This window comes from Pseudoxanthomonas sp. LjRoot206, from assembly GCF_056175725.1.
The window spans coordinates 206081-224946 of the sequence record NZ_JBGFFI010000006.1; the positions used below are offsets into that span (position 1 = coordinate 206081).

19 protein-coding genes are annotated in these 18866 nt (G+C 60.2%); 9 read left to right on the forward strand and 10 right to left on the reverse strand.

Translation table 11 applies throughout. The annotated features are described in order from the left end of the window. Positions 1 to 25: 25 nt before the first annotated feature. The 4 genes from AC04MD_RS18560 to AC04MD_RS18575 all read right to left on the reverse strand — a co-directional run bounded on the left by AC04MD_RS18560 (position 26) and on the right by AC04MD_RS18575 (position 3819). Entirely contained in the window at positions 26 to 919 is an 894-nt protein-coding gene (locus AC04MD_RS18560; RefSeq protein WP_475498684.1) for an arsenic resistance protein, read from the reverse strand. Further along, positions 916 to 2850, reverse strand: a complete 1935-nt coding sequence (locus AC04MD_RS18565; protein WP_475498685.1) for an FTR1 family protein — start codon at positions 2848 to 2850, stop codon at positions 916 to 918. The genes AC04MD_RS18560 and AC04MD_RS18565 overlap by 4 nt, the downstream gene beginning before the upstream one ends. 60 nt (positions 2851 to 2910) lie before the next feature. Further along, positions 2911 to 3276 carry an ArsR/SmtB family transcription factor gene (locus AC04MD_RS18570; RefSeq protein ID WP_475498686.1) on the reverse strand — a complete coding sequence of 122 codons (366 nt, stop codon included), beginning with the start codon at positions 3274 to 3276 and terminating at the stop codon, positions 2911 to 2913. Between the two features lie 87 nt (positions 3277 to 3363). Further along, the gene (locus tag AC04MD_RS18575) at positions 3364 to 3819 is read right to left on the reverse strand and encodes a MerR family transcriptional regulator (protein ID WP_475498687.1); all 456 of its coding nucleotides are present in this window, start codon (positions 3817 to 3819) and stop codon (positions 3364 to 3366) included. A 126-nt stretch (positions 3820 to 3945) separates the two neighbouring features. Between AC04MD_RS18575 and AC04MD_RS18580 the strand changes: the two genes are divergently transcribed. From AC04MD_RS18580 to AC04MD_RS18605, 6 genes are all read left to right on the forward strand, one after another. Next, the gene (locus AC04MD_RS18580) at positions 3946 to 4203 is read left to right on the forward strand and encodes a hypothetical protein (protein WP_475498688.1); all 258 of its coding nucleotides are present in this window, start codon (positions 3946 to 3948) and stop codon (positions 4201 to 4203) included. Positions 4204 to 4205: 2 nt separating this feature from the next. Beyond that, entirely contained in the window at positions 4206 to 4559 is a 354-nt protein-coding gene (locus tag AC04MD_RS18585; RefSeq protein ID WP_475498689.1) for a hypothetical protein, read from the forward strand. Continuing rightward, positions 4526 to 6217 (forward strand): protein-disulfide reductase DsbD domain-containing protein, encoded by a 1692-nt coding sequence (locus AC04MD_RS18590; protein WP_475498690.1) that lies wholly within the window; start codon positions 4526 to 4528, stop codon positions 6215 to 6217. The genes AC04MD_RS18585 and AC04MD_RS18590 overlap by 34 nt, the downstream gene beginning before the upstream one ends. Before the next feature lie 38 nt (positions 6218 to 6255). Further along, positions 6256 to 6699, forward strand: coding sequence for a thioredoxin family protein (locus tag AC04MD_RS18595; protein WP_475498691.1), 444 nt, complete (start codon positions 6256 to 6258; stop codon positions 6697 to 6699). Further along, positions 6696 to 7316, forward strand: coding sequence for a redoxin domain-containing protein (locus AC04MD_RS18600; protein ID WP_475498692.1), 621 nt, complete (start codon positions 6696 to 6698; stop codon positions 7314 to 7316). Before AC04MD_RS18595 ends, AC04MD_RS18600 begins: the two co-directional genes overlap by 4 nt. A gap of 429 nt (positions 7317 to 7745) precedes the next feature. Then, on the forward strand, positions 7746 to 9272 hold the full coding sequence (locus tag AC04MD_RS18605) for a cytochrome-c peroxidase (RefSeq protein WP_475498693.1): 1527 nt from the start codon (positions 7746 to 7748) through the stop codon (positions 9270 to 9272). Between the two features lie 183 nt (positions 9273 to 9455). Here the strand turns inward: AC04MD_RS18605 and AC04MD_RS18610 are convergent, their stop codons facing one another. The 4 genes from AC04MD_RS18610 to AC04MD_RS18625 all read right to left on the reverse strand — a co-directional run bounded on the left by AC04MD_RS18610 (position 9456) and on the right by AC04MD_RS18625 (position 14489). After that, entirely contained in the window at positions 9456 to 10277 is an 822-nt protein-coding gene (locus tag AC04MD_RS18610; RefSeq protein ID WP_475498694.1) for a hypothetical protein, read from the reverse strand. A gap of 647 nt (positions 10278 to 10924) precedes the next feature. Further along, the gene (locus AC04MD_RS18615) at positions 10925 to 11845 is read right to left on the reverse strand and encodes an ATP-binding protein (protein ID WP_475498695.1); all 921 of its coding nucleotides are present in this window, start codon (positions 11843 to 11845) and stop codon (positions 10925 to 10927) included. A gap of 8 nt (positions 11846 to 11853) precedes the next feature. After that, positions 11854 to 13827 carry a hypothetical protein gene (locus tag AC04MD_RS18620; protein WP_475498696.1) on the reverse strand — a complete coding sequence of 658 codons (1974 nt, stop codon included), beginning with the start codon at positions 13825 to 13827 and terminating at the stop codon, positions 11854 to 11856. Continuing rightward, a complete protein-coding gene (locus tag AC04MD_RS18625) occupies positions 13824 to 14489 on the reverse strand; it encodes a hypothetical protein (RefSeq protein WP_475498697.1) in 666 nt (221 codons plus the stop codon). Before AC04MD_RS18625 ends, AC04MD_RS18620 begins: the two co-directional genes overlap by 4 nt. Before the next feature lie 307 nt (positions 14490 to 14796). On the opposite strand from AC04MD_RS18625, the gene AC04MD_RS18630 reads away from it, so the two are divergent. From AC04MD_RS18630 to AC04MD_RS18640, 3 genes are all read left to right on the forward strand, one after another. Then, complete coding sequence (locus AC04MD_RS18630; RefSeq protein WP_475498698.1) at positions 14797 to 15786, forward strand: hypothetical protein; 990 nt, start codon at positions 14797 to 14799, stop codon at positions 15784 to 15786. A 664-nt stretch (positions 15787 to 16450) separates the two neighbouring features. Then, positions 16451 to 16843: a hypothetical protein gene (locus tag AC04MD_RS18635; RefSeq protein WP_475498699.1), complete on the forward strand. Its 393-nt coding sequence runs from the start codon at positions 16451 to 16453 to the stop codon at positions 16841 to 16843. 51 nt (positions 16844 to 16894) lie between these two features. Then, the gene (locus tag AC04MD_RS18640) at positions 16895 to 17449 is read left to right on the forward strand and encodes a hypothetical protein (RefSeq protein ID WP_475498700.1); all 555 of its coding nucleotides are present in this window, start codon (positions 16895 to 16897) and stop codon (positions 17447 to 17449) included. A gap of 179 nt (positions 17450 to 17628) precedes the next feature. Here the strand turns inward: AC04MD_RS18640 and AC04MD_RS18645 are convergent, their stop codons facing one another. Both AC04MD_RS18645 and AC04MD_RS18650 read right to left on the reverse strand, forming a co-directional pair. After that, positions 17629 to 17901, reverse strand: coding sequence for a BPSL0761 family protein (locus AC04MD_RS18645; protein ID WP_313035989.1), 273 nt, complete (start codon positions 17899 to 17901; stop codon positions 17629 to 17631). Between the two features lie 70 nt (positions 17902 to 17971). Continuing rightward, the gene (locus AC04MD_RS18650) at positions 17972 to 18850 is read right to left on the reverse strand and encodes a DNA-binding protein (protein ID WP_475498701.1); all 879 of its coding nucleotides are present in this window, start codon (positions 18848 to 18850) and stop codon (positions 17972 to 17974) included. Positions 18851 to 18866: the final 16 nt, after the last annotated feature.

Consider the following 18866-nt stretch of genomic DNA (forward strand, 5'->3'; position numbering starts at 1 on the left):
GGTCTCTCAGTAAAGGGGCCGGCGTCTAGTTCTTGGCTAAACGCGGCATTACACGGATGTATAGAAGCATCGCTGCCAGCTCGACGATTGTTTGCGTCACGATTACGGCAGGAACTATGGGCAATGCGTCGGGCACTGCGAGTGCCAATGGCAAGACCACCAGGGAATTACGGGTTGCTGCCGAAAAGCCCACTGCCCGGCCGGCGGTCGCGGGCAGCTTAAATGCGCGTGCCACGACCAATCCCAGGACGGGCGCGATGATGGCAAAGGCCAGGTAGAAAGGTAGCGCGTCCATTGCAGCGCTCAGCGCCAAGCTCAGTTGAGGCGTCACCGCAGCAATGACGATCAGCAGGACAAGGGCCGTGGCTGGCACGGGAAGAAGACCCATTGGTATGACGATCAAGATGACGAACGCATGCAGGAACGGACCTGGCTGTACCAAGCTTGAGGACTCAGCCCCCAGCAGCAAATTCAGATACAGCGGCAACAGCAGCATCTGCACAATCAGAAGCACCGGTGTGGCGGCCAGCAGCAGCGAGGAATCAGACTTCCCAAGGTGCGAGAACGTCACCACATAGTCGATACACGGGCACAGGAGCACGAACAGCATCGCGATCCGCATCAGAGGATCGCCAGGGAACAACGGCAGGGCCAAGGCCACCAGCATTGGGATCACGATGAAGTTGGCCACCAGCAAGGCGCCCATAAAGCGCACATTCCCCAGTGAGTCCCGGATGCGCGACAGGGGAACCTGCAGGAAGGTCACGAAGAGCATGACGCCCAGCGCTGGGTTGATCGCTGCCTCGAGCCCCTCTGTGCCAGGCACCAGCATTGCCAGTACGAATCCGAGCACCAGCGCCACAAAGTAGATGGGCGTCTGGAAGTGCTCAAGCCGCTCGCGCATCAATTCCAGATTCATGGAGCAGCTGTCTCGGATTTGGCGGGCCGATTGGCCAGCCAGAAGCCAACAACCAGAATCAACGCGATGGTGATCTGTGCGCCGATGCCCTCAACTGTCGGATACAAGCCCAACAGCTCGACCCGCGGCCCGCCGTCCAGCCAGGAGATGGGCAGATAGCCTGCCTCCTGCAGCGCCGAGACAGCCTTGCCCATGAGCACGACAGCCAGCACGGCAATCAGTAGGGAGCTGTATCGGAAGAACTGGCCGATCGGCAAGCGCCGGCTGTATCGCATCATCAACCAGGCAATGACGACCAGAACGATGGATGCCGAGAGGCCGCCGGCGATAACGCTGCTGGCATTGCCTTGGCTCCAGATGGCGGCATAGAACAGGATGGTCTCAAACACTTCCCGATAGACCACCACGAAGATCAGACCCAGCAGGAACAGGCCCGACTTCCGGCTCAGCGCCTGGCCCAGCTTGTCGCGTACGTAGCGCTGCCAGTTCTCTGCATGGCTCTTGCCGTGCATCCAGATACCTACCCAGACCAGCACCACCGCCGCGAGCAGCGATCCGAACCCTTCAGACAGTTCTCGGCTGGCGCCGCTGATAGAGATTACCCACGTGGCTAGCACCCAGGTCACGATGCCGGCCCCTAGTGCCGACACCCAGCCGGCGTGAACCCACGGCAGCATTTCGGTCCGCTCTGCCTTGCGCAGCAGGGCGATCATCGCGATGACAATCAGCAATGCTTCCAGCCCTTCGCGAAGCAGGATGGTGAAGGCCGCCACGAAGCTGGCCACGGCCGAGGTCTGGCCCTGATCCAGTGCCTGTTCGGCTTGGGCGAAGAGATCGTCCAGGGCCGTGACCTGGCCTTGGAGTTCTTCGGCAGCCACATTGCCAGCAATATCCGATCGAACGCGTGCCATGGCCGCTTCGATCTTCACCATCAAGGCGTTGTCGCGTGCCGCCAGCAGCGGCTCCACCGGCTCAAACCCGTCCAGATATGCAGACAGGGCCAGATCCTTGGCCTGTGAGGGTTGTCCGGCGCGGTAGGCCGTCATCGCCTGCTCAAGCAGCTTGCGCGAGGTCGCCAGCGCCGAGCTGGCATCCTGCGCCTGTGAGGCCTCCGGATGGCGACGCAAGAACGCCACGATGGCCGAGGTCTGTTCTGCCGATCCCACCGATGTGGCCAATGCGGCGGGCGTACTGCTGACGTAGGCATCGAAGTTGAGCTTGCCGCGCAGGGCTGGATCGCCTTCGATCAGCTTCTTTCCGGCATTGGCCTGATCTTCGGGATACGCCATGGCCCCTACGTAGGTCGCCAGCGCCCAGCGATCCTCTACCGGCAAGCTTGCGTAGCTCACCATCGAGGTGCCCTCCAGGCCTTGGTCGATGACCTGGTAAAGGGCAAAGACGCTGCGCTCATCGGCGCGCGCGCGATCGGTGAAATCAATCGGTGGGGGATCCAAGCCTGCACCGGCGGGGCCATCACCTGCACCCGAGGGACCATGGCAGGCCGCACACAGTTGCGCGTACAAGACCTTGCCGCGTCCGTAGTTGGGCGCTTGCGTTGGAAGCAAGGGAATCGGATAGGCCTTCACCAGGAGCGCAGCCAGCGCACGCGCTTGATCTGCGATCTGCTCCGGCGCGGCTTTCGCCTGGATTGCGTCCTGCAGCGCAGTCGCATCTTGCTTCAACTGCGCGGACTCAGCTTTGGCGGGCAGCTGGCCGATGGCCTCGGCAGCAGTGGCCGAGAATTCCTTCATCTCGGCGTACTCCACCTCGTTGACCACCTCGCCCTCGCGTACGGCCTCCCGATAGTCGACGGCGATGTAGTCCAGCAGTCGCCACGTCGTGGGCACGTTCTTCTCGGACGCATAGGAGACATTGCTATGCAGGAGCGCCGCCAGGCCTGCTAGTACGAGGACGATCGATCGAAAGGTCATGTAGGCATCAACAGTAGGGAGAGGGGCCGGCTGGCGGCTATGCGTGATGGCGGCGGCTGATCACTGCAGTTCGTCAGGTCCGGTGGGACGTCCAGTGCATTGCGCGAATAACTTGATCGCCTTGTCGCAGTAGATGCAGTGCCCATGGCAACAGTCGTGCATCAAGAACGCGACAAGATCCGAGAGCGCGGGGAAGTCCGCGCTGTAGATGATCGATTTGCCCTCTCGGCGAGCCAGCGTTAACCCAGCCTGCTCCAGTTCCTTGAGGTGGAATGACACCCGAGAGGGCTGTGCGCCATCGAGCGCGGCGGCGATCGCGCCTGCAGACATGCCGTCCGCGCCGGCCACGACGAGCATACGGACGATGCGCAGACGATCCGCATGGGCGATGGCCCCGAATCCCCGTAGCGCCGCCGTCTCGTTCATTTCAATATTTCAACAGATAATGAAATATTAGGATGACGGCCACCGCCCCAAACGTCAACTGAGACTCATTCTTGATTGTGGCTGGGCTTACTTGGCTGGCCCGCAGCACCCGGTTGTGGCCGGGGAGCCCAATGTGCGCAGGGAAAGCTCTTCGATGATCACGCAGTCAGCGCCAGCGCCGCCGGCACACTGCTGGTCGCAGCGCTCAACAAATCCGGCGATGCTTTGCTCCAACTGCCGCAACTCCTGCAGTTTTCGGCGTACCTCCTCCAACTGTTCCTGCGCAAGGTCTCGCGCCTCCATGCAGGATCGCTCGGAGTCCATCAGCACCACCATCTGGCGCACCTTCTCGATCGGAAAATCGAAGTCCCGACAGCGGCGGATAAAGGTTAGACGCCGTACGTCATTCTCGTCGTAAACGCGCTGGCTACCCGCCGGCCGGGTCGGCGCCGGCAGCAAGCCAATCTGTTCGTAGTAACGGATGGTGGGGGCGTTGGTTCCGGTGATCTGGGCCAAACGCCCGATTTTGAGTGCCGTGCTCATGACAGAACCTAAAGTAACTCTAACTTAAGCCTACCTCACCCCCGCGGAGAAAGCACTTGAACCTCAAGCCACTTGAGGTCCTACAGTGCTCTCCTCCCGGGCACCGCCCCGCTGCTGGACCGCCGAATGAAAGCACTCTTGAGCCTTGCCGGCCTGGCCGCCGCATGCAGCGTGTGTTGCAGCACCGCCTTCGTCTTGCCCGGCCTGGTGGGCATGGGCGGCATCGCCTATGTCGGCGGGATGGGAAGCTGGGTAACGGTACTGAGCGCCCTCGGCGTGGCGGCGGCACTGTCCATCGGCGTGATGCGATATCGCCGCAAACGAGCTCGCTGTCTGTCCAACTGCGCTTCTGTCGCCGATGGTCAATGCGTGAAAGGAGGCTAGGCATGAATACCCCCATTGCATGCACGCTCTCAGGTCCTGAGCTGAAAGAGCGTCTGGCCATCATCACCGCACTGGCCGAGCGGGCTCTGCTGGGTCACGAGCAGCAAGGCTCAACCCTGCATCTTCGCTACGCGGTAGATGCGGCCGCTGATCTGGAGGAGGTCGTCGCAGCCGAACGCATCTGCTGTGCCTTCCTGGAATTCGATCTCCGGCCTGAAGTCGATGTCATCCACTTGGCAATCACCGCGCCCGCGCAGGCTGGTGAGTTCGCGCCAGTACTGATGGCGCACTTCCTCGGACAAGCCGGGACAAGCCAAGCGTCATGCACATCCTCTTGTGGCTGCAGTACACCTTGATGCGTGCCGCTTTCAAGGACCGCGCGGTGATCTGGATGCAGGCGGTGCTGGCGTTGTGCTTGTTGGTCGCCGGTCCGGCATGGGCTCAAGGAGCGGTGGTCCAGACACCCCACGTACGTGCGCAGTTGGTGGCGTATGCGCCCGAAGGTATTGGCCCCGGGAAGGACGTACGTCTGGGTCTGCACATCGTCCATCAGCCTGACTGGCACACCTATTGGAAGAACCCGGGCGATTCTGGGCTTCCGACGACACTAGAATGGACGCTGCCGACAGGCGCACAGGCTTCGGACATTCAATGGCCTGCACCGAAGAAATTGCCCTTCGGCCCCTTGATGAACTACGGCTATGACGGCCAAGTACTACTTCCCGTCAAACTCGATCTGCCTCCGACCTTCTCCGATTCAACGCTGTTGATTCGTCTGCGCGCAGATTGGCTGGTATGCAATGAGATCTGCATTCCGGAGTCGGGTCAGTTCGAGTTGAGTATTCGGACTGACACCGCCCTCACCACGCATCGCGACCTGTTCGAGGACGCTAGCGCCAGCGCACCCAGCACGCTAAAGGGCCTCTCGGGAACCGCTGCCTCCAACCAGGAATCGCTGTTGGTCCGTGTGAACGGGTTGCCCGCGTCGGTCCAGGGACAGCAGCTCACCTTTTTTCCGGAAATCGGAGGGGTGATCGAGCCGGCTGCATCGATCCAGCAACGGTGGGTCGCAGATCAATGGCAGGCAGATGTACCGCTGGCCATCCAACGCACAGAAGACCCAACCCTGTTGTCTGTGGTGCTAACTATGCCCGGGCAGCCTGGCGGCTTTGCAGTAACGTTGACGAGGGCAGATCCGGCCCCGACCAGTGCGGTGCCGACACCAGCCTCAACCACCCGTCCAGGTCCTGTCCTGCTGACGTTGGGGCTGGCACTGCTGGGCGGCATACTACTGAACTTGATGCCCTGCGTTTTCCCCGTGCTCTCGCTCAAGGTACTGAGTGCAGCCCAATCTGGACAAAGCTTACGCGGCCTGATTGGCGGGTCATTGGCCTACACAGCCGGCGTGGTGCTTTCGACCATGTCCTTGGGCGGCCTGTTACTCGCACTGCGAGCGGCGGGTGAGCACCTGGGATGGGGCTTTCAGCTGCAGTCACCGATGTTCATCGCGGTGCTGGCTATCGTATTCACGCTGATAGGCCTGAATCTGTCCGGCGTGTTCGAGGTTGGCAATGTCCTGCCGCAACGCGTCGCGCGTCTACGCTCACGTCATCACGCGGTGGACCACTTCCTGACAGGCGTGCTCACCGTCGCCTTGGCATCGCCGTGCACCGCTCCTTTCATGGGGGCTGCGTTGGGTGCGGCACTGGCACTACCTACGAGCCTAGCATTGGCAATCTTTGCAGCGTTGGGTCTGGGTATTGCAACGCCTTACATCGTGGCCACGTGGATGCCGGGCTTGACCGCACGATTGCCGCGGCCAGGGCCGTGGATGACGCACTTCAAGATCCTGATGGCGTTTCCGATGTTCGCCACGGTGATCTGGCTGCTCTGGGTGCTGGGGCAACAAGTCGACATCCACGGCGTGATGTCGGTACTGCTGATCCTGCTGATCCTGGCGCTCGTCGTTTGGATTTTCGGTGCATCCGGTTTGGGCGTCGCGGTCGCTGGCTGATCGGTGCGCCTGCACTGGCCCTGCTCATCGTCGTCGGCATGTGGGGATGGTCGAACGTTCAGCAGGTTGACCGTGCCAGTGAGGCGGCCAGCGAGGACGCGATATGGCAGACGTGGAGCGAATCAGCCGTTGCGTCTGCTCGCCGGGACGGGCAGCCAGCCTTCGTCGACTTCACGGCCGCATGGTGCATCACCTGCCAGGTCAACAAGCGCACAACCCTCTCTGACAGCACCGTCATGGCGGCATTCAAGCAGCACAACGTAAGGCTGCTGCGAGCAGATTGGACGACCCGAGATCCGCAGATCACACAGGAGCTCAGACGGCTTGGACGCAGTGGAGTGCCGGTGTACGCCCTCTACGATCCCGGCAAAACAGATCCAACGCTGCTCGCTGAGATTCTGATGCCTTCCACCGTACTCAAAGCGTTGGCGGACATGACGCCTGGCAACGCCGGCAGCCCAACTCAACCAAGTGAGGAATGATTGTGATCAAGATGATGACTGTGAGCGCTACGCTCGCCATTGCGCTGCTGACAGCGCAAAACTCGCTGGCCCAGGCGGTGGTAGGCAAGCCGGCTCCCGCGTTCTCGGCAACTGATACCAGTGGCAAGCAAGTCTCCCTCGCCCAGTTGCGCGGCAAACTGGTGGTGCTTGAGTGGACCAATCCCGGATGCCCCTTCGTGGGCAAGCACTACGACAGCGGCAACATGCCAGCTACTCAGAAGCACGCCATTGCCAAGGGGGCGACGTGGGTAAGCATCCAGACCGGGATCAGCGATGACACCAAAGCGCGATCCCAGCTCCAATCCTGGCAGAAGGCCAAAGGCGCCTCGCCGATACTGACGATCATCGATAGCGATGCGAAGATCGCAATCGCCTATCGGGCAACCACCACCCCGCACATGTTCATCGTCAATACCAAGGGGGTCGTGGTTTACGCAGGTGCCATCGACAACAAGGCCAGCGCTAACCCGGCAGATATTGCGACAGCTACCAACTACGTCACCCAAGCCATTGATGAGGTGGTAGCAGGCAAAGCCGTGAGCCAGCCCGTCACCAAATCGTATGGGTGCTCGGTGAAGTACCCCGCACGCCCCTAAGCGCGGCCCGATTGTCCCGAGCCAACGAAACGCGCATTACCGAGGAAGTTTAGAGTTTCCGACGAACGCGCTTGCAGAACGTGACCGCGTTGGCGTTTCATGTCGTACGGCCTTGGCCGGGGGGTAATACCAGTAACTGACGCGCGCCGCATTCTTGCGGCGCGCTGCACTCGCTCATGCCGAAGAGGAAGTCGCCCAAGTATCTCCGTATTGGACAATCTAGAGGAGCACGTTGCTATGCGAGCCAGCCACTCTGCCGTCCTGTTGCCACTGGTGATAACCGCCGTCCTGTTCGTAGGATGTAAAGCGTCCGATCAGTCGCCCACTACAAGCACACGCACTGACGCTGGCACTTCCGAGCAAGGCTCCGATGCCGAGTTGGTAGCGCTCCTTAACAAGCACAACTTCACCGGTCGAGTCGAAGAGACGTTGACCAAACGGCTGGGTCGCCCGATCAATGAGCCATTGGCTGAGGTGGGACGACTCCTCTTCTTTGACCGCGTGCTATCCATTCATTCCGACACCGAAACCAAGGGCACGACAGGCAATCCGTGCTCAGGCTGCCACGCCCCCAACGCCGCGATGGCCGACACGCAATCCATTGCAGTTGGCGTGGACCCGTTGGGCGTTGTTGGAAAAAGTAGGAAAGGGCCGCGCAATCAACGCCGGTCACCCACCGTCATCAATACCGCGTTCTATCCAAAGTTGATGTGGGAGGCGAAGTTCCTTTCAAACTCGGGCGATCCCTTCGACAACTCCCAAGGCTTTGATCTGCAGTTGGAGAAGTTCGAGCCCAATGATCCGACGGTGAAGCATTTGCTCGTCGCGCAGGCCCATATGCCGCCAACCGAACTCCCGGAGATGGCAGGATTTGGACGAGAACTGGCTGAAACACTAACTGCGATGAATCTTGCGGCTGCCGCGAAGCCAATGGTGGAGGGCCAAGCATCAGCACAGGACGCTGACGTGGCATCGCTGATGGCCGTGTTCTCGAACAGGCAGCCATTCTCCAACCAGGCAAAGCTGGTCCAATCATTCGGGAATGACGCCGCAGTTCCGTGCAAGAAGGAGGAGAGCCAATTCAGGCATAGGCATGGGCAAGAAATCCCTGTCCATGATGCTGCTCATTCAATTCGACAACTGGTCATTGATGATGTGAACAAGGTTCCTGAGTATGTGAATCTTTTCGCCGCCATCTTTGATGACGTCAAGAAGAGTGGAAAGGTCGAGTTCATCCACGTTGCACAGGCACTTGCCGAGTTTGAGATGAAGCTGACCTTCGCCAATGCGCCCATCGACGAGTACGCCCGAGGAGATCGAACCGCGATGACCGATGCGCAGAAGCGAGGAGCCGTCCTCTTCTTCCGAGACAACAGCTGCGTCTCATGCCATGCCGTTTCGGGAAAATCCAATGAGATGTTCAGCGATTTCCAGAACAGGAGAATCGGTGTCCCGCAGATCGCTCCGATCTACCGGGATGGGTATGGAAACTTCATGTTTGAGCAGAGTGATGTAATCGTGGGGCAGTGCGACCAGGACCCAGGTGTAATGCTCACCAATGGTGATCCGGAGTCGGCGTACAAATTCAGGACTTCCCCATTGAGGAATGTCGGCGCGCAACCCACGTTCTTCCACAACGGCGCCTATACCCGGCTTGAGGATGCAATCAAGCACCACACCGACGTGGTGACCTCCGTGAAGAACTACGATGCGAAGAAGGCTGGCGTAGCCGACGATCTGACGATTCTGAAGCCTTCAAACAATGGCCCACTTCGCAATCTTGACCCGATGCTACAGGGGGTGAGCAAGCTCTCGGCGCAAGACATCGCAGACCTGACCGAGTTCGTTGGAGTTGGGCTGATGGATGATCGCGCCAGAATGGACAGCCTGTGCAAACTCGTCCCCAAGAAGCTGCCTAGCGGCCGCTTCCCGGGCATTTACGAAGGTTGTCCATGAGGCCAAGCTTTACCGCAGTGCTGGCAGCAGGACAGGAACCTCCTCCCGTCCTGGTCTGCCAAACTCGCCTCTATAGGGCGCCCAAGCACCCCTTCCCGGCAACGCGCTCGGGGTACGGGACAGCGCGGTGCTAACACCTAGCAGCGCCAGGGACACACCGCGGGGAACCGGTAGCCAATCTCATCAGCGAAGAAATCCCTCCAGCCGCATGAGCGTGAACGGCATCCGTGCATGACCCTCAGCCGGCGGCTCGACGTCGACGCCATGCAGGGGCCCTCCCGAGGAGTTTTCCCGTGGTGCTTCTACCTCCTCGCACTGCCTACGCAGGCGCGTGGCGTAAACGGCAAAGCCGTCGCAGGGCACATCCATCCAGCGCCATTGCATCTCGTAGCGCACCAGCGTTGATGAGACTGAGCGCAGGGTACTGAACTGAAGGTCCTCCACAGACATGGCGCACACACGATGCAGTGCCCGCACTCTCAACTGATCATCGAGATGCCTGAGATCGGTGTGCAGCATGCGCTGCGCCACCTGCAGGCAGTAATGTAGATGACTCTTCAAGGCTTTGTAGAGGATCAACAGGCGATGGCGCCTGATGGGCGCATCTTCAGATGGCGGCTGCCTGAGATAGCGTTCCAGTTGTCGGCAGTTTGAGAGTCTCCACAGCCAGAAGCCAGTCGCCACCGGGCAACATCCAAGAATGTCCTGCGCATTCCGGATGCTGAGGCCGAAGTCAGGCCCAAACATCCGAAGCGGGGAATCCAGACACTGCCCGTGCGATCTGCCTTTGGCCTTGACGAACCAACGAACGATGCAGGACATCGCCAACTGGAACTCTGCCATGCTGCAAGCTTCTATCAGATCTCCGGGATGGGCGGCCCGATCGTCTGCGGCTCTGAACTTGACCGACTCCGTTTTCAGTTCCACCTTCGGAATGTGCAGGCGTCTGAGCGCGGGATGGACGCCTGCCTGTGCACAAACGCTATCCAGGCGCAAATGACTCATATTGGCGCATGATCCGGAAGATGAAGGTCTCAGTACCGAGTCGACATGTGGCCCTATGATCTTGCGCACTTTCAGCACCGAGCTTCTCACCTCTCGCACAGCCGTCTGGACGGCCTGGCGCTGGGTCTCCGGGCGCGGCGTACCGAAGACATGACCAGCTGTCAGTGGAGCACTACAACGAGGACAACAGAACGCTTCTGTACGCCGAGCGTAGGAAAGGGTCAGATGACCGAAACAATGTCCGCACGTACTATGCAGCGGCTCCATGTGTAACGGGCATTTGTGAACCGCCAAGTCCTGGTGAATTCTTAGATGCACCCCGTCGACCAAGCAGTGATCACACACGCGAAGGCTGCGACTTCTCCACGCGGTCGGCGTGTCCACTTTCTCTGTGAGTACCCATTCGGCTAGCCCGTCAGCGAACGGCAGACCTCCTAAGTCCGGCGCCATGTGATGGTCCCGAATGTTGGATAACCACTTTTCGGTAGGACCCAGTACAAGGCCTTCAGCGTAGCTGCGTCCCAGAATGGTCGACAGATAGCGCAGTGGCGGCATGGCTTGGAACCACGCGATCTTGCTGATAACCGAGTACAACGACTCCTCGGGAAGCAAGCAGTCATCGCGCCACGGGACGATACGCTTGCTTGTCACGACAGGGTCTCCTTTGCCGCCTCTTCCAGCAGCCCCAGATCCAGTTCCATATCCGCGCTGTCCAGGTCCTTGTGTAACAGGCATATCTGGGCCAGATATGACGAAATGGCTTCCATGGGTATGCCGCGCTGGACTTCGGAAGCGCTGCGCAGGGCTGTGAATGCCTGCCATAGCACCTGAGCTTTGGCTTGCAAGCGCAAGCCGTTTTCGTAGGCGCGCGGGAACAAGAACATCGTGTAGCTCCAGCCACTTCCCTCGGGATACTCGGATTTGATGTCCATCGCCTCGCACAACGTGGCCAGGTCCTCGACGGTACGGCACCCCTTGAACTCGACCACGCGTTTGAAGAAGCGCTCCAACAAGTCCTGCCGACCCGCCGTCTTGAGTTCATCGATGCGGTCGAGTAGTTGTTTCTGTCCCATCAACACCACGGTGACCTTTACCTGCTTTACGATCACCTTGTTGATTACTCCTTTGAGCCAGTTGAGCTCTCTGATGTGCAGCTCTTGCGCTTCATCGATCAGCATGTACAAGTGCATGTCCACTCCGGCAAGGGCCAAGAGAGCACGCGTCAACTGGTCACGCTTCCCCGCCAGGCTTCGCGCGATGGGCGCGGCGATCGCCATCTGTAGAAGGATGTCTTCCAGCAATCGGCCTTCAGCAGAGGATTCCTCCCGCATGGCTTCATAGCGAAGCACCCCGCTGCCAGGATGCTCCTGTCGAATGAAGTTCTCGATAGCCGTCAGACAGCGGGACTTTCCGGTGACCGGATCAGCCCAGGACGCATAGGAGAAGCGCGTCTTTCTGGCCCCTTCAATGACCGCCCAAACGGCATTCTGTACCGATGTCGACGGCAGGACCGCAGCCTCACAGATGATCGGATGCTGGGCCCATAGTCGCTCACGCTCAACGATCAACTCCTCTATCACCGCTGCCCCCTGTTGAAGGCCCGCAGCTGCGGCATGACAAAGCGACGCTCTTCCTTGCCTGCCCCTGCTGGCTCCTTCTTGGCGTTCTCAATAGCCGCGGTGACGGCCGACTGCGCAACTGAGTTGGCGCTTTGTTGGCGTGAATGTTCGTTCTCGGCGTGCGCGGTCAGTGTCTTGATCTGGTCAGCCGACAGCGGCGTGTTTTTTGCGGCGTCGTGCGCAATCTGCGCCAAGTGCGCTGCGATGGGATCTTCGTCGTAGCCAATACGCAGCTGTCCGTCGCGGATGAGCTTGTTGGCGATGATGCGTTGACTTAGCGTATGGGGCGGATGCCGCCACCTCCCCGTCACCGTGGCCGTGCCCAAGGATTCCCCTTTCAGGGTGAACAAGCGCATGTACCGCGCATCGTGACGGTTCATGTGGACCATGACCCACTGACCGATCAAGTCCCAACGCTCAGACAGCACCTCTCCCACATAGGATTCCTCCTGGAGGTAGAGGTGCGCTCGCACGCCGGTCTGCTCACTGCCCTTAACCTTGAGCCGAGTCACGCTGACATCCAGGCTGGGCAGGTGATCCAGGGGCGGTGGAAGCATGGGGAAGATCAGACCCTGCTCGATGTCGTTGACCCAGCCCTGCAACTGCTCAATGCGCCGCACGCCGTACGCACCGCTGGAGCGTTTGCGGTTGTGGAACCGGACGCTGCGATAGATCAACGCAAAGGCAGCGGCCTCGGTCATCTGCGGCTCCCGGGCCGGCGGCGCCTCGATCCGAATGGGATCCTGCGGGCCCGAGCCGGTCGTCTCATCGAGTCTGTGGAAACCCAGGCATTCCAGATCACTGAAAAGCCCTTCGACGTTGGGTCGCCGCTCCGGGCGCTGCACAGGACCAAAGTTGATGTCGCATCCCAGAAGGGCCCGCGCGCGGCCTTGGATCTCTTCGGCAAGATGGGACAAGGCGTTGTCGACCAGAAGCTGATTCAAGCCGCACCATTCGAATGGCACGCCCAGATCGATCGGCATTGCAGGCTCGTTCTCTTCCCCCTTCGCAGAGGGATCAACCGGCACCCCGCCTCCCGTGCACGCGTGATGCAACACCTCAAGAATGTCATCACCCCGAGCCTGGGACCGAAAGATGATCTTTAGTCCGACCACCAAACCGAGCAATCGATCAACCATGGCGATCAGGCTCATTCGAGGGCTCTTGACCCAGCGTTTCCCACCGGGAGTCTCGAAGGCGATCCAGCCCTTGAAATGGCAAAGGTGCTCGTCCAGTTCGACCGCGTCGAGGAACTGACTTGCACGCAGGCGAGAGAATGTGCCGGTGCCACTGTGCGATTTCGTCTTGGCCTTCTGGCCGTACTGTGTCGCCACGATGGCATCGTAGTTCGAGGCCAAGTAGTGGCGGATGTATTCGCTGATCGCGCCCCTGCCGAGCTTGTCGGTATTCAAGGGCCACTGGTTCTCTGGGATTCCCTGCTCTCGGCAGTGGGCAATGAACCACTTGTGGGCGACACCGGGGCGAACCTTGTTCTCGTGCCCCACCTGGCGGGTTGCGGTCTTAAACAGGTACTTCTTGAACGCAGCTTCGATTTTCGGATGCTGATTCATAAACAAGGCGCATGCGCCGGTGAGCCCAGACTTTCCGTTTCTCCCGCTGGGCGCCAGCGGTTTGACGCGCGCCGGCGCGCCGATTCGAACGCCTGGCACAAGTCCCAGCCATCCGACCAAGCGGCCATCCGGCCGTCGTGTGATGCAGCGATTGAACGCACGAATGAGCGCCTCACGGGAGTAGCCCTCGTCGTCCTGAATCTCCTGGACCTTGTCTCCCTCCATGTACCGTATCAGTGCCTTCTTGAGCGCCGTGAAGCGCGCAACCGCCTCATCATCCAGCGCGCTCAGGCTGACCTCGGGCCATTCGTCGTACTTCAGCAGGTCAACGGGTGCGTTGCTTCGGGTGTACCGGTTCATGCTGGCCTCCGCGCCCACACCCGGGTATGCAACGACCATAGGCGTTGGTCGAGGTCGCCCTCCAACTGTCGTTGGCGAAGGAGAATGCCTACGACGCCAAGAACCAGCGCAGGAGGGTGTCCGATCAAGGCCGAAAGAATGTCTGCCACCGACATCTTGCTGCCCTTGCTCAGCAGCGTGATCATCTGGCGTTCCAACGCGTCGGTGGGATGAGCGCTCACGCGGCGAATGGCCGGCGCAATGCGCCGCCAGTTGTCTATCCGCATAACGTTGGCGTCCAGATCCGGAATGCTCAGGTAGAGATCCGATGGCGCCAACATTTCTGGGGGTGGCGGCTGCGTCCCTCCCCAGAAGACACGGCCTTTGACTCCGGAGCGCACGACATCTGCGAAGTGCTCGGGCTGCTCGGATGCGCTCAGACGCTTGGCTTTTCGCTCTTCGTCAGGTGCTCTCCGCAAAGGGCCATAGTCGATCTCTTCCAGCGTCGGATCACCCTCCAACAGATAGACAAGTTCCATCTTTGGATCGGAGTTGACGATGATGTCTTGCTGTTGCAGCGGTGGACGGATGATCCACAGGTTGTAGGGACTCTGCCCTCGCCGGCGAACCGCGTCCGCGATGGCGCTTCGCCCCTTTTGCGCGGGCGATTTTGACGTCTTCATACCTTTCCTTATCTAGGGACTAGGGAAAGGCAGGCGTGAAACGAAGGGCATCGTCCGGCGCAGCAGAGCCTGTTGACACAGGAAAACCCGCGCGCTAGAGTCAAGTCGTCAATCGTTGTGCCAATCCGCTTCAGGAAAAAACCCGGCCCGCCAGCCGGTTTTTTTTTGCCTGCCGAATGGAATACATTTCGATCAGCTCATCGCCTGGCCTCCGTTGCGCTCAATTGATGGATGCTAGGACAGAGCTCGGGTAGCTGTCAGAGATGGATTGAGCCGCAATCCATTCCCTCGTTGGTCAGAGAGTCTTATGGCCCAGAAGAAGCAGTCATATTCGGACACCATCGGCCCCCTGCTTTGGGTGCGATTCCTCTTACACCGTTTCGCCTGCGAACTGGGTGCGCTCAACGCGCAGCTGCCACTGCCGGTCGTCGAATCAGCGGGCACCTTCGTGTTTGGGGTGACGCCGAGCCCGGACCCGTCGATTCCCGACATGTTTAGACGAACCTATGAGCTCGGCAAGAATCCTGACGGCGCCTACTTCAACGAGCCCGATGGTTCAGGGCAGAAGTTCAATCTTTTTCAGCGCGTAGTGGCGCGTGTACCTGAGTCCCAGCCCTGGCTGCTGAGTGAGGCAGGTGCGTACTTCAGCGGTGAGCCAACCATCGATCAAAGCGCACAGAACGTTGCCGCGATGCTGCAAGCACGGTCGATGGTCCTATTGAGTCCCGAGAGCGTCCACGCCTGGCGTGAGCACGATCCAGAGGGACTGGCCACCGCGGAGCGCCTCTCACTGGATGCGTTAGCCGTCGATGCTACCCCCGAAGCCCTGACGCTCTTGCTGGGCCTGCTTCATATGGCGGTCTGGCACTTCTTGCCGGACCGCCGCGATGAGACCTCGGATGCAGGGCTGATTGAAACGCTCGAAGAGTGCTGCCGACGGTCAGCTGCTTCGATTGGTCAGCTGGAATGGGTAAGGTGTAGCGAAGGGGGCGCTGACCTGGCAAACAGCCTGCACAGCGCGGTAGAAAGTGCCCTGCTTTGGCTAAAGCGCGTCGGACACCGTAGTCACAGTGGGCGCGAGATGTTGCGAAGATTCCCGACGAGGATCGTCCTTGTCCACGATACCGTGGAGAATCAGCAACTCATGCGTGCACTGAGTCTTCGCTCTTCGATATACGGTTTTGAGCCCATGCTGGATCCTGAGGACTACGGCACCCTGTCCTCTGACTGGGCCGGCGTGAAGAACGGGCTCCAGGCGGAGGCCGCCGCGGCCGCATTCAGCATGAGGCCTGCCTGACACGCAGTTGGTCGACAAATGCACCTGAGTTGGCGGCGACGCGTACTACCGCACATCCGCGAGGAAGGCTTCGACGAGGTCTTATCAACCCTGCAGCCCTCGCAGCGGTCAACCGTCGATGTGTCCCACTAACGGCGGGGTGACGGTGCTCGTCGCCCTGCACGGCCTTTCACAGGCAGGCGCAGGACCATCGGGTCGCGGCCGTGCGTGCAGCGCGCTTGGGGAATGTCTCAAATATGCCGGCAAGCCCAGAATATGTAACAGTTTTACCGATCTCAAAAATCGGTAGAGCTGTGACATTTTGGATCGGGATCGCCCTAAGTCATTGTTATTTATGAGGCGCGCTTGTCACGGGTTTACTGATCCCGCCAGTCAAGTCACAGGATTAGCGTGTACTTCGGGCAAGTCACAGCTTTAGCGTCGTGTTTGTCTACCGCGGATAATTCCGTCGCGGCCAGGTAGATCCTGCATGTTTGGGCGCGTAAAAAATCCGTCGCCGAATCAACAGAGCCTGTGACATTTTCCGATCTAGACTACTCTAGGAAATGTCACAGATTTACCGGCCTACCAAGGTTTTCGCGCGTCGCAGCCTGATGCTGCTCCGACTTGGAACGGATCAATGACTACCAGTCCAAGCGTGTCTGACCCAACATCAATCCTAGCGATGGCCGCAGCACGGCGCACCGAGCTGTCCAGGAATTGGGTCACGGCGGAAGACCTTGGATCGGGCGCTACTGAGTTACGGAAGTCTGAGCAGCTGCTGGGAGTGTATCTCACTGATCCCAAGCCCCATTACCGATTTCCCCCTTGGCAGTTTCAGCAAGACGGACGGCCCGTTGTTCACTTCTCAGAGATCCTGCGCATCATGCGGGACCACGGCGGCTACTACGATAAGGACCGCTCGCCCACCGGCTGGAGTGAAGTCGAATGGTTTCTTACCCCGCATGTGCTTCTCAATGGGGAGTGTCCGGCCGAGGTGCTCAAACACGATCCACAGGCTGTCCTCGAAGCGGCCCGCATTGAGTTCATTGAAGATAGCAATGCGGGTGGGTTCTAGATCCTGCTCGCCCCATTCTTGGGATGACCAAACGGTAACAAGGAAGCACACATGGCCGCGGCATTCTTGTTCGATCCGCCTGTTGAGTGCGGCAACTATGCCGAATGGGCGCTAGCCATCACTTTGGCGTCAGGGCTGCCGCAAAAGAGCCAGAGGCCGATCCATATTCGAGACGGTGATCTATTGTTTCGCCTCGGCGATGGCGAGTCCTGGAATGCATCAGGCGTCGGCGGGCGTCTTGATGATAGCAACACGATGCCCGGTCTTCTAAGGAAACCCTTGAGGTCGACGTTGGGTACCCATCGGATCCATGTAATCTACATTCCAGACCTTGATCACGCACTGGCGTTGAATTTGCACGCGTACTTGCTAAGTGAACCGCGTTACATGGGATGTTACGGAGTCAATCAATCGCTGGGACTGCACTACGTATTGTTTGACTGCAAACTGGTCCTCAGCTACCGCATTACAGAGAAAGAGTGCTTGGTAAAGCACCCCGAATGCGTTGAAGTAGTCCAGAGTCTCAGGCTCTTTCGCTCCGTTGTACATGCTTCTGCTGAGCGCCAGATTTTCTTGGCACAGGGCGATAAAAAATTCCTGTCCTAACGAATGTGCTTGCTGTCGTCCGACACGGGCACGTGAATGTAGACGGTGGCCTCCAGCAGGCTGCGGAAGAACGCCGGCTCCTCGGTCGGGTCGAGCCTCGATCTCTCCAACTGCGCTTCCAACTCGCGATGGGGTGGTCCCTGACGGTCTGGCGGCATACGTGGCCGCCGTGGCATGCCCTACTCCCGATGCGGACCGAGGGGATAACTCCGCAACCAGTCCGCTTCGAAGCGGGACGTCAGGTACGGCCTCACGAAAAAGGACTGGGTCAGCTCACGCAACCGTTCCTCGTGGCCAGCAATGGCTTCGACGTCGCTGATAGTCGGGTAATGCCGCAGCAGCCGATAAGCTTCTTGGCGAACGGTCTTGGGCACGGCTTGGTTGGCGGCGAGTTCTTTCAGGAACGCGCCGGCCTGCAGCAGGTTGCGCGTGCGCTCGCTGGGCATGGTCATGCTGGCACTGACGCTGAAACTAAGGAATTCTTAGCCTACGCCCAAAGCGCATGCCAGACCAGCGCCCCCACTACGTGGCCCTGGAAGCGGGTTTTCGCTGGCGCGGTGTGGCGGGCTTCTTTGCCGTGGTTCGGCGCGAGCCCGACGTGGCCAACAGGGCGTCCAGGCGGGCACGGGCCGCGGCACTCTCGCGCTCTGCCGCATGTTGGGCCCTCTCCGCCATCCGCTGCGCCTGGCCAGCAGCCTGCAGGGCGCGGGTGTGCTCACGCGCTTGCGTGCTCAGTTGCGTTTTCGTTGCCTTCACCTCTTGGCGGAGCCGATCGATCTCGGAAAAGCCACGGTCCTCGGCCTGGCGCAGATGGGCTTGCAGCGCCTCGCGCTCGGCCGCTGCTGCGGTGCGCTCTTGCTCCACGCGGTCCAGCGCTGCCTGGAGCTGCGTTTCCTGGGCGCGATAGCGTTGCTGAAGCTCCTCCGTCTGGCGCTGCAGATGGCCGACTTGGCTGGCCAATTCGTCTGCGCGCTGCGTACTGATGGCCAAGGCCGCCTCGGCAGACTGGGTGGCGGCGGTGGCCTGCTGCGCTTGGGTCTGGGCCTGACGGACCTGATCGCCGGCGGCGGCCAACTGCGCCGCCAGATCGGCCTGGGCGTCGGTCAGCTGCTGGCGCTTGGGCACCAGCGTGGCCTCGGCCTGCTGGCGTCCGGCCGCCAGCGCCAGCTCCCAGATCTGGGCCAAGGCCGTGCCCACGGCCTCCGGCACCGCCGGCAATGTCAGTCGGTGCTGCAGGCGTTCGGCCAGCTGCGCCCACCACGTATCCAGCAGCGGCCCGATCGTGTTCGGCGAGCCGCGTCCCAAGGCCTGCCGCACGCGTTCGACCGTGGGCCGCTCGCCGGCGGCCAATAGCGTGTCAGCCGCAGCGAACACCTCGTTTTCCTGCACACCTCGCGCCATGGATCGCTCTCCTATT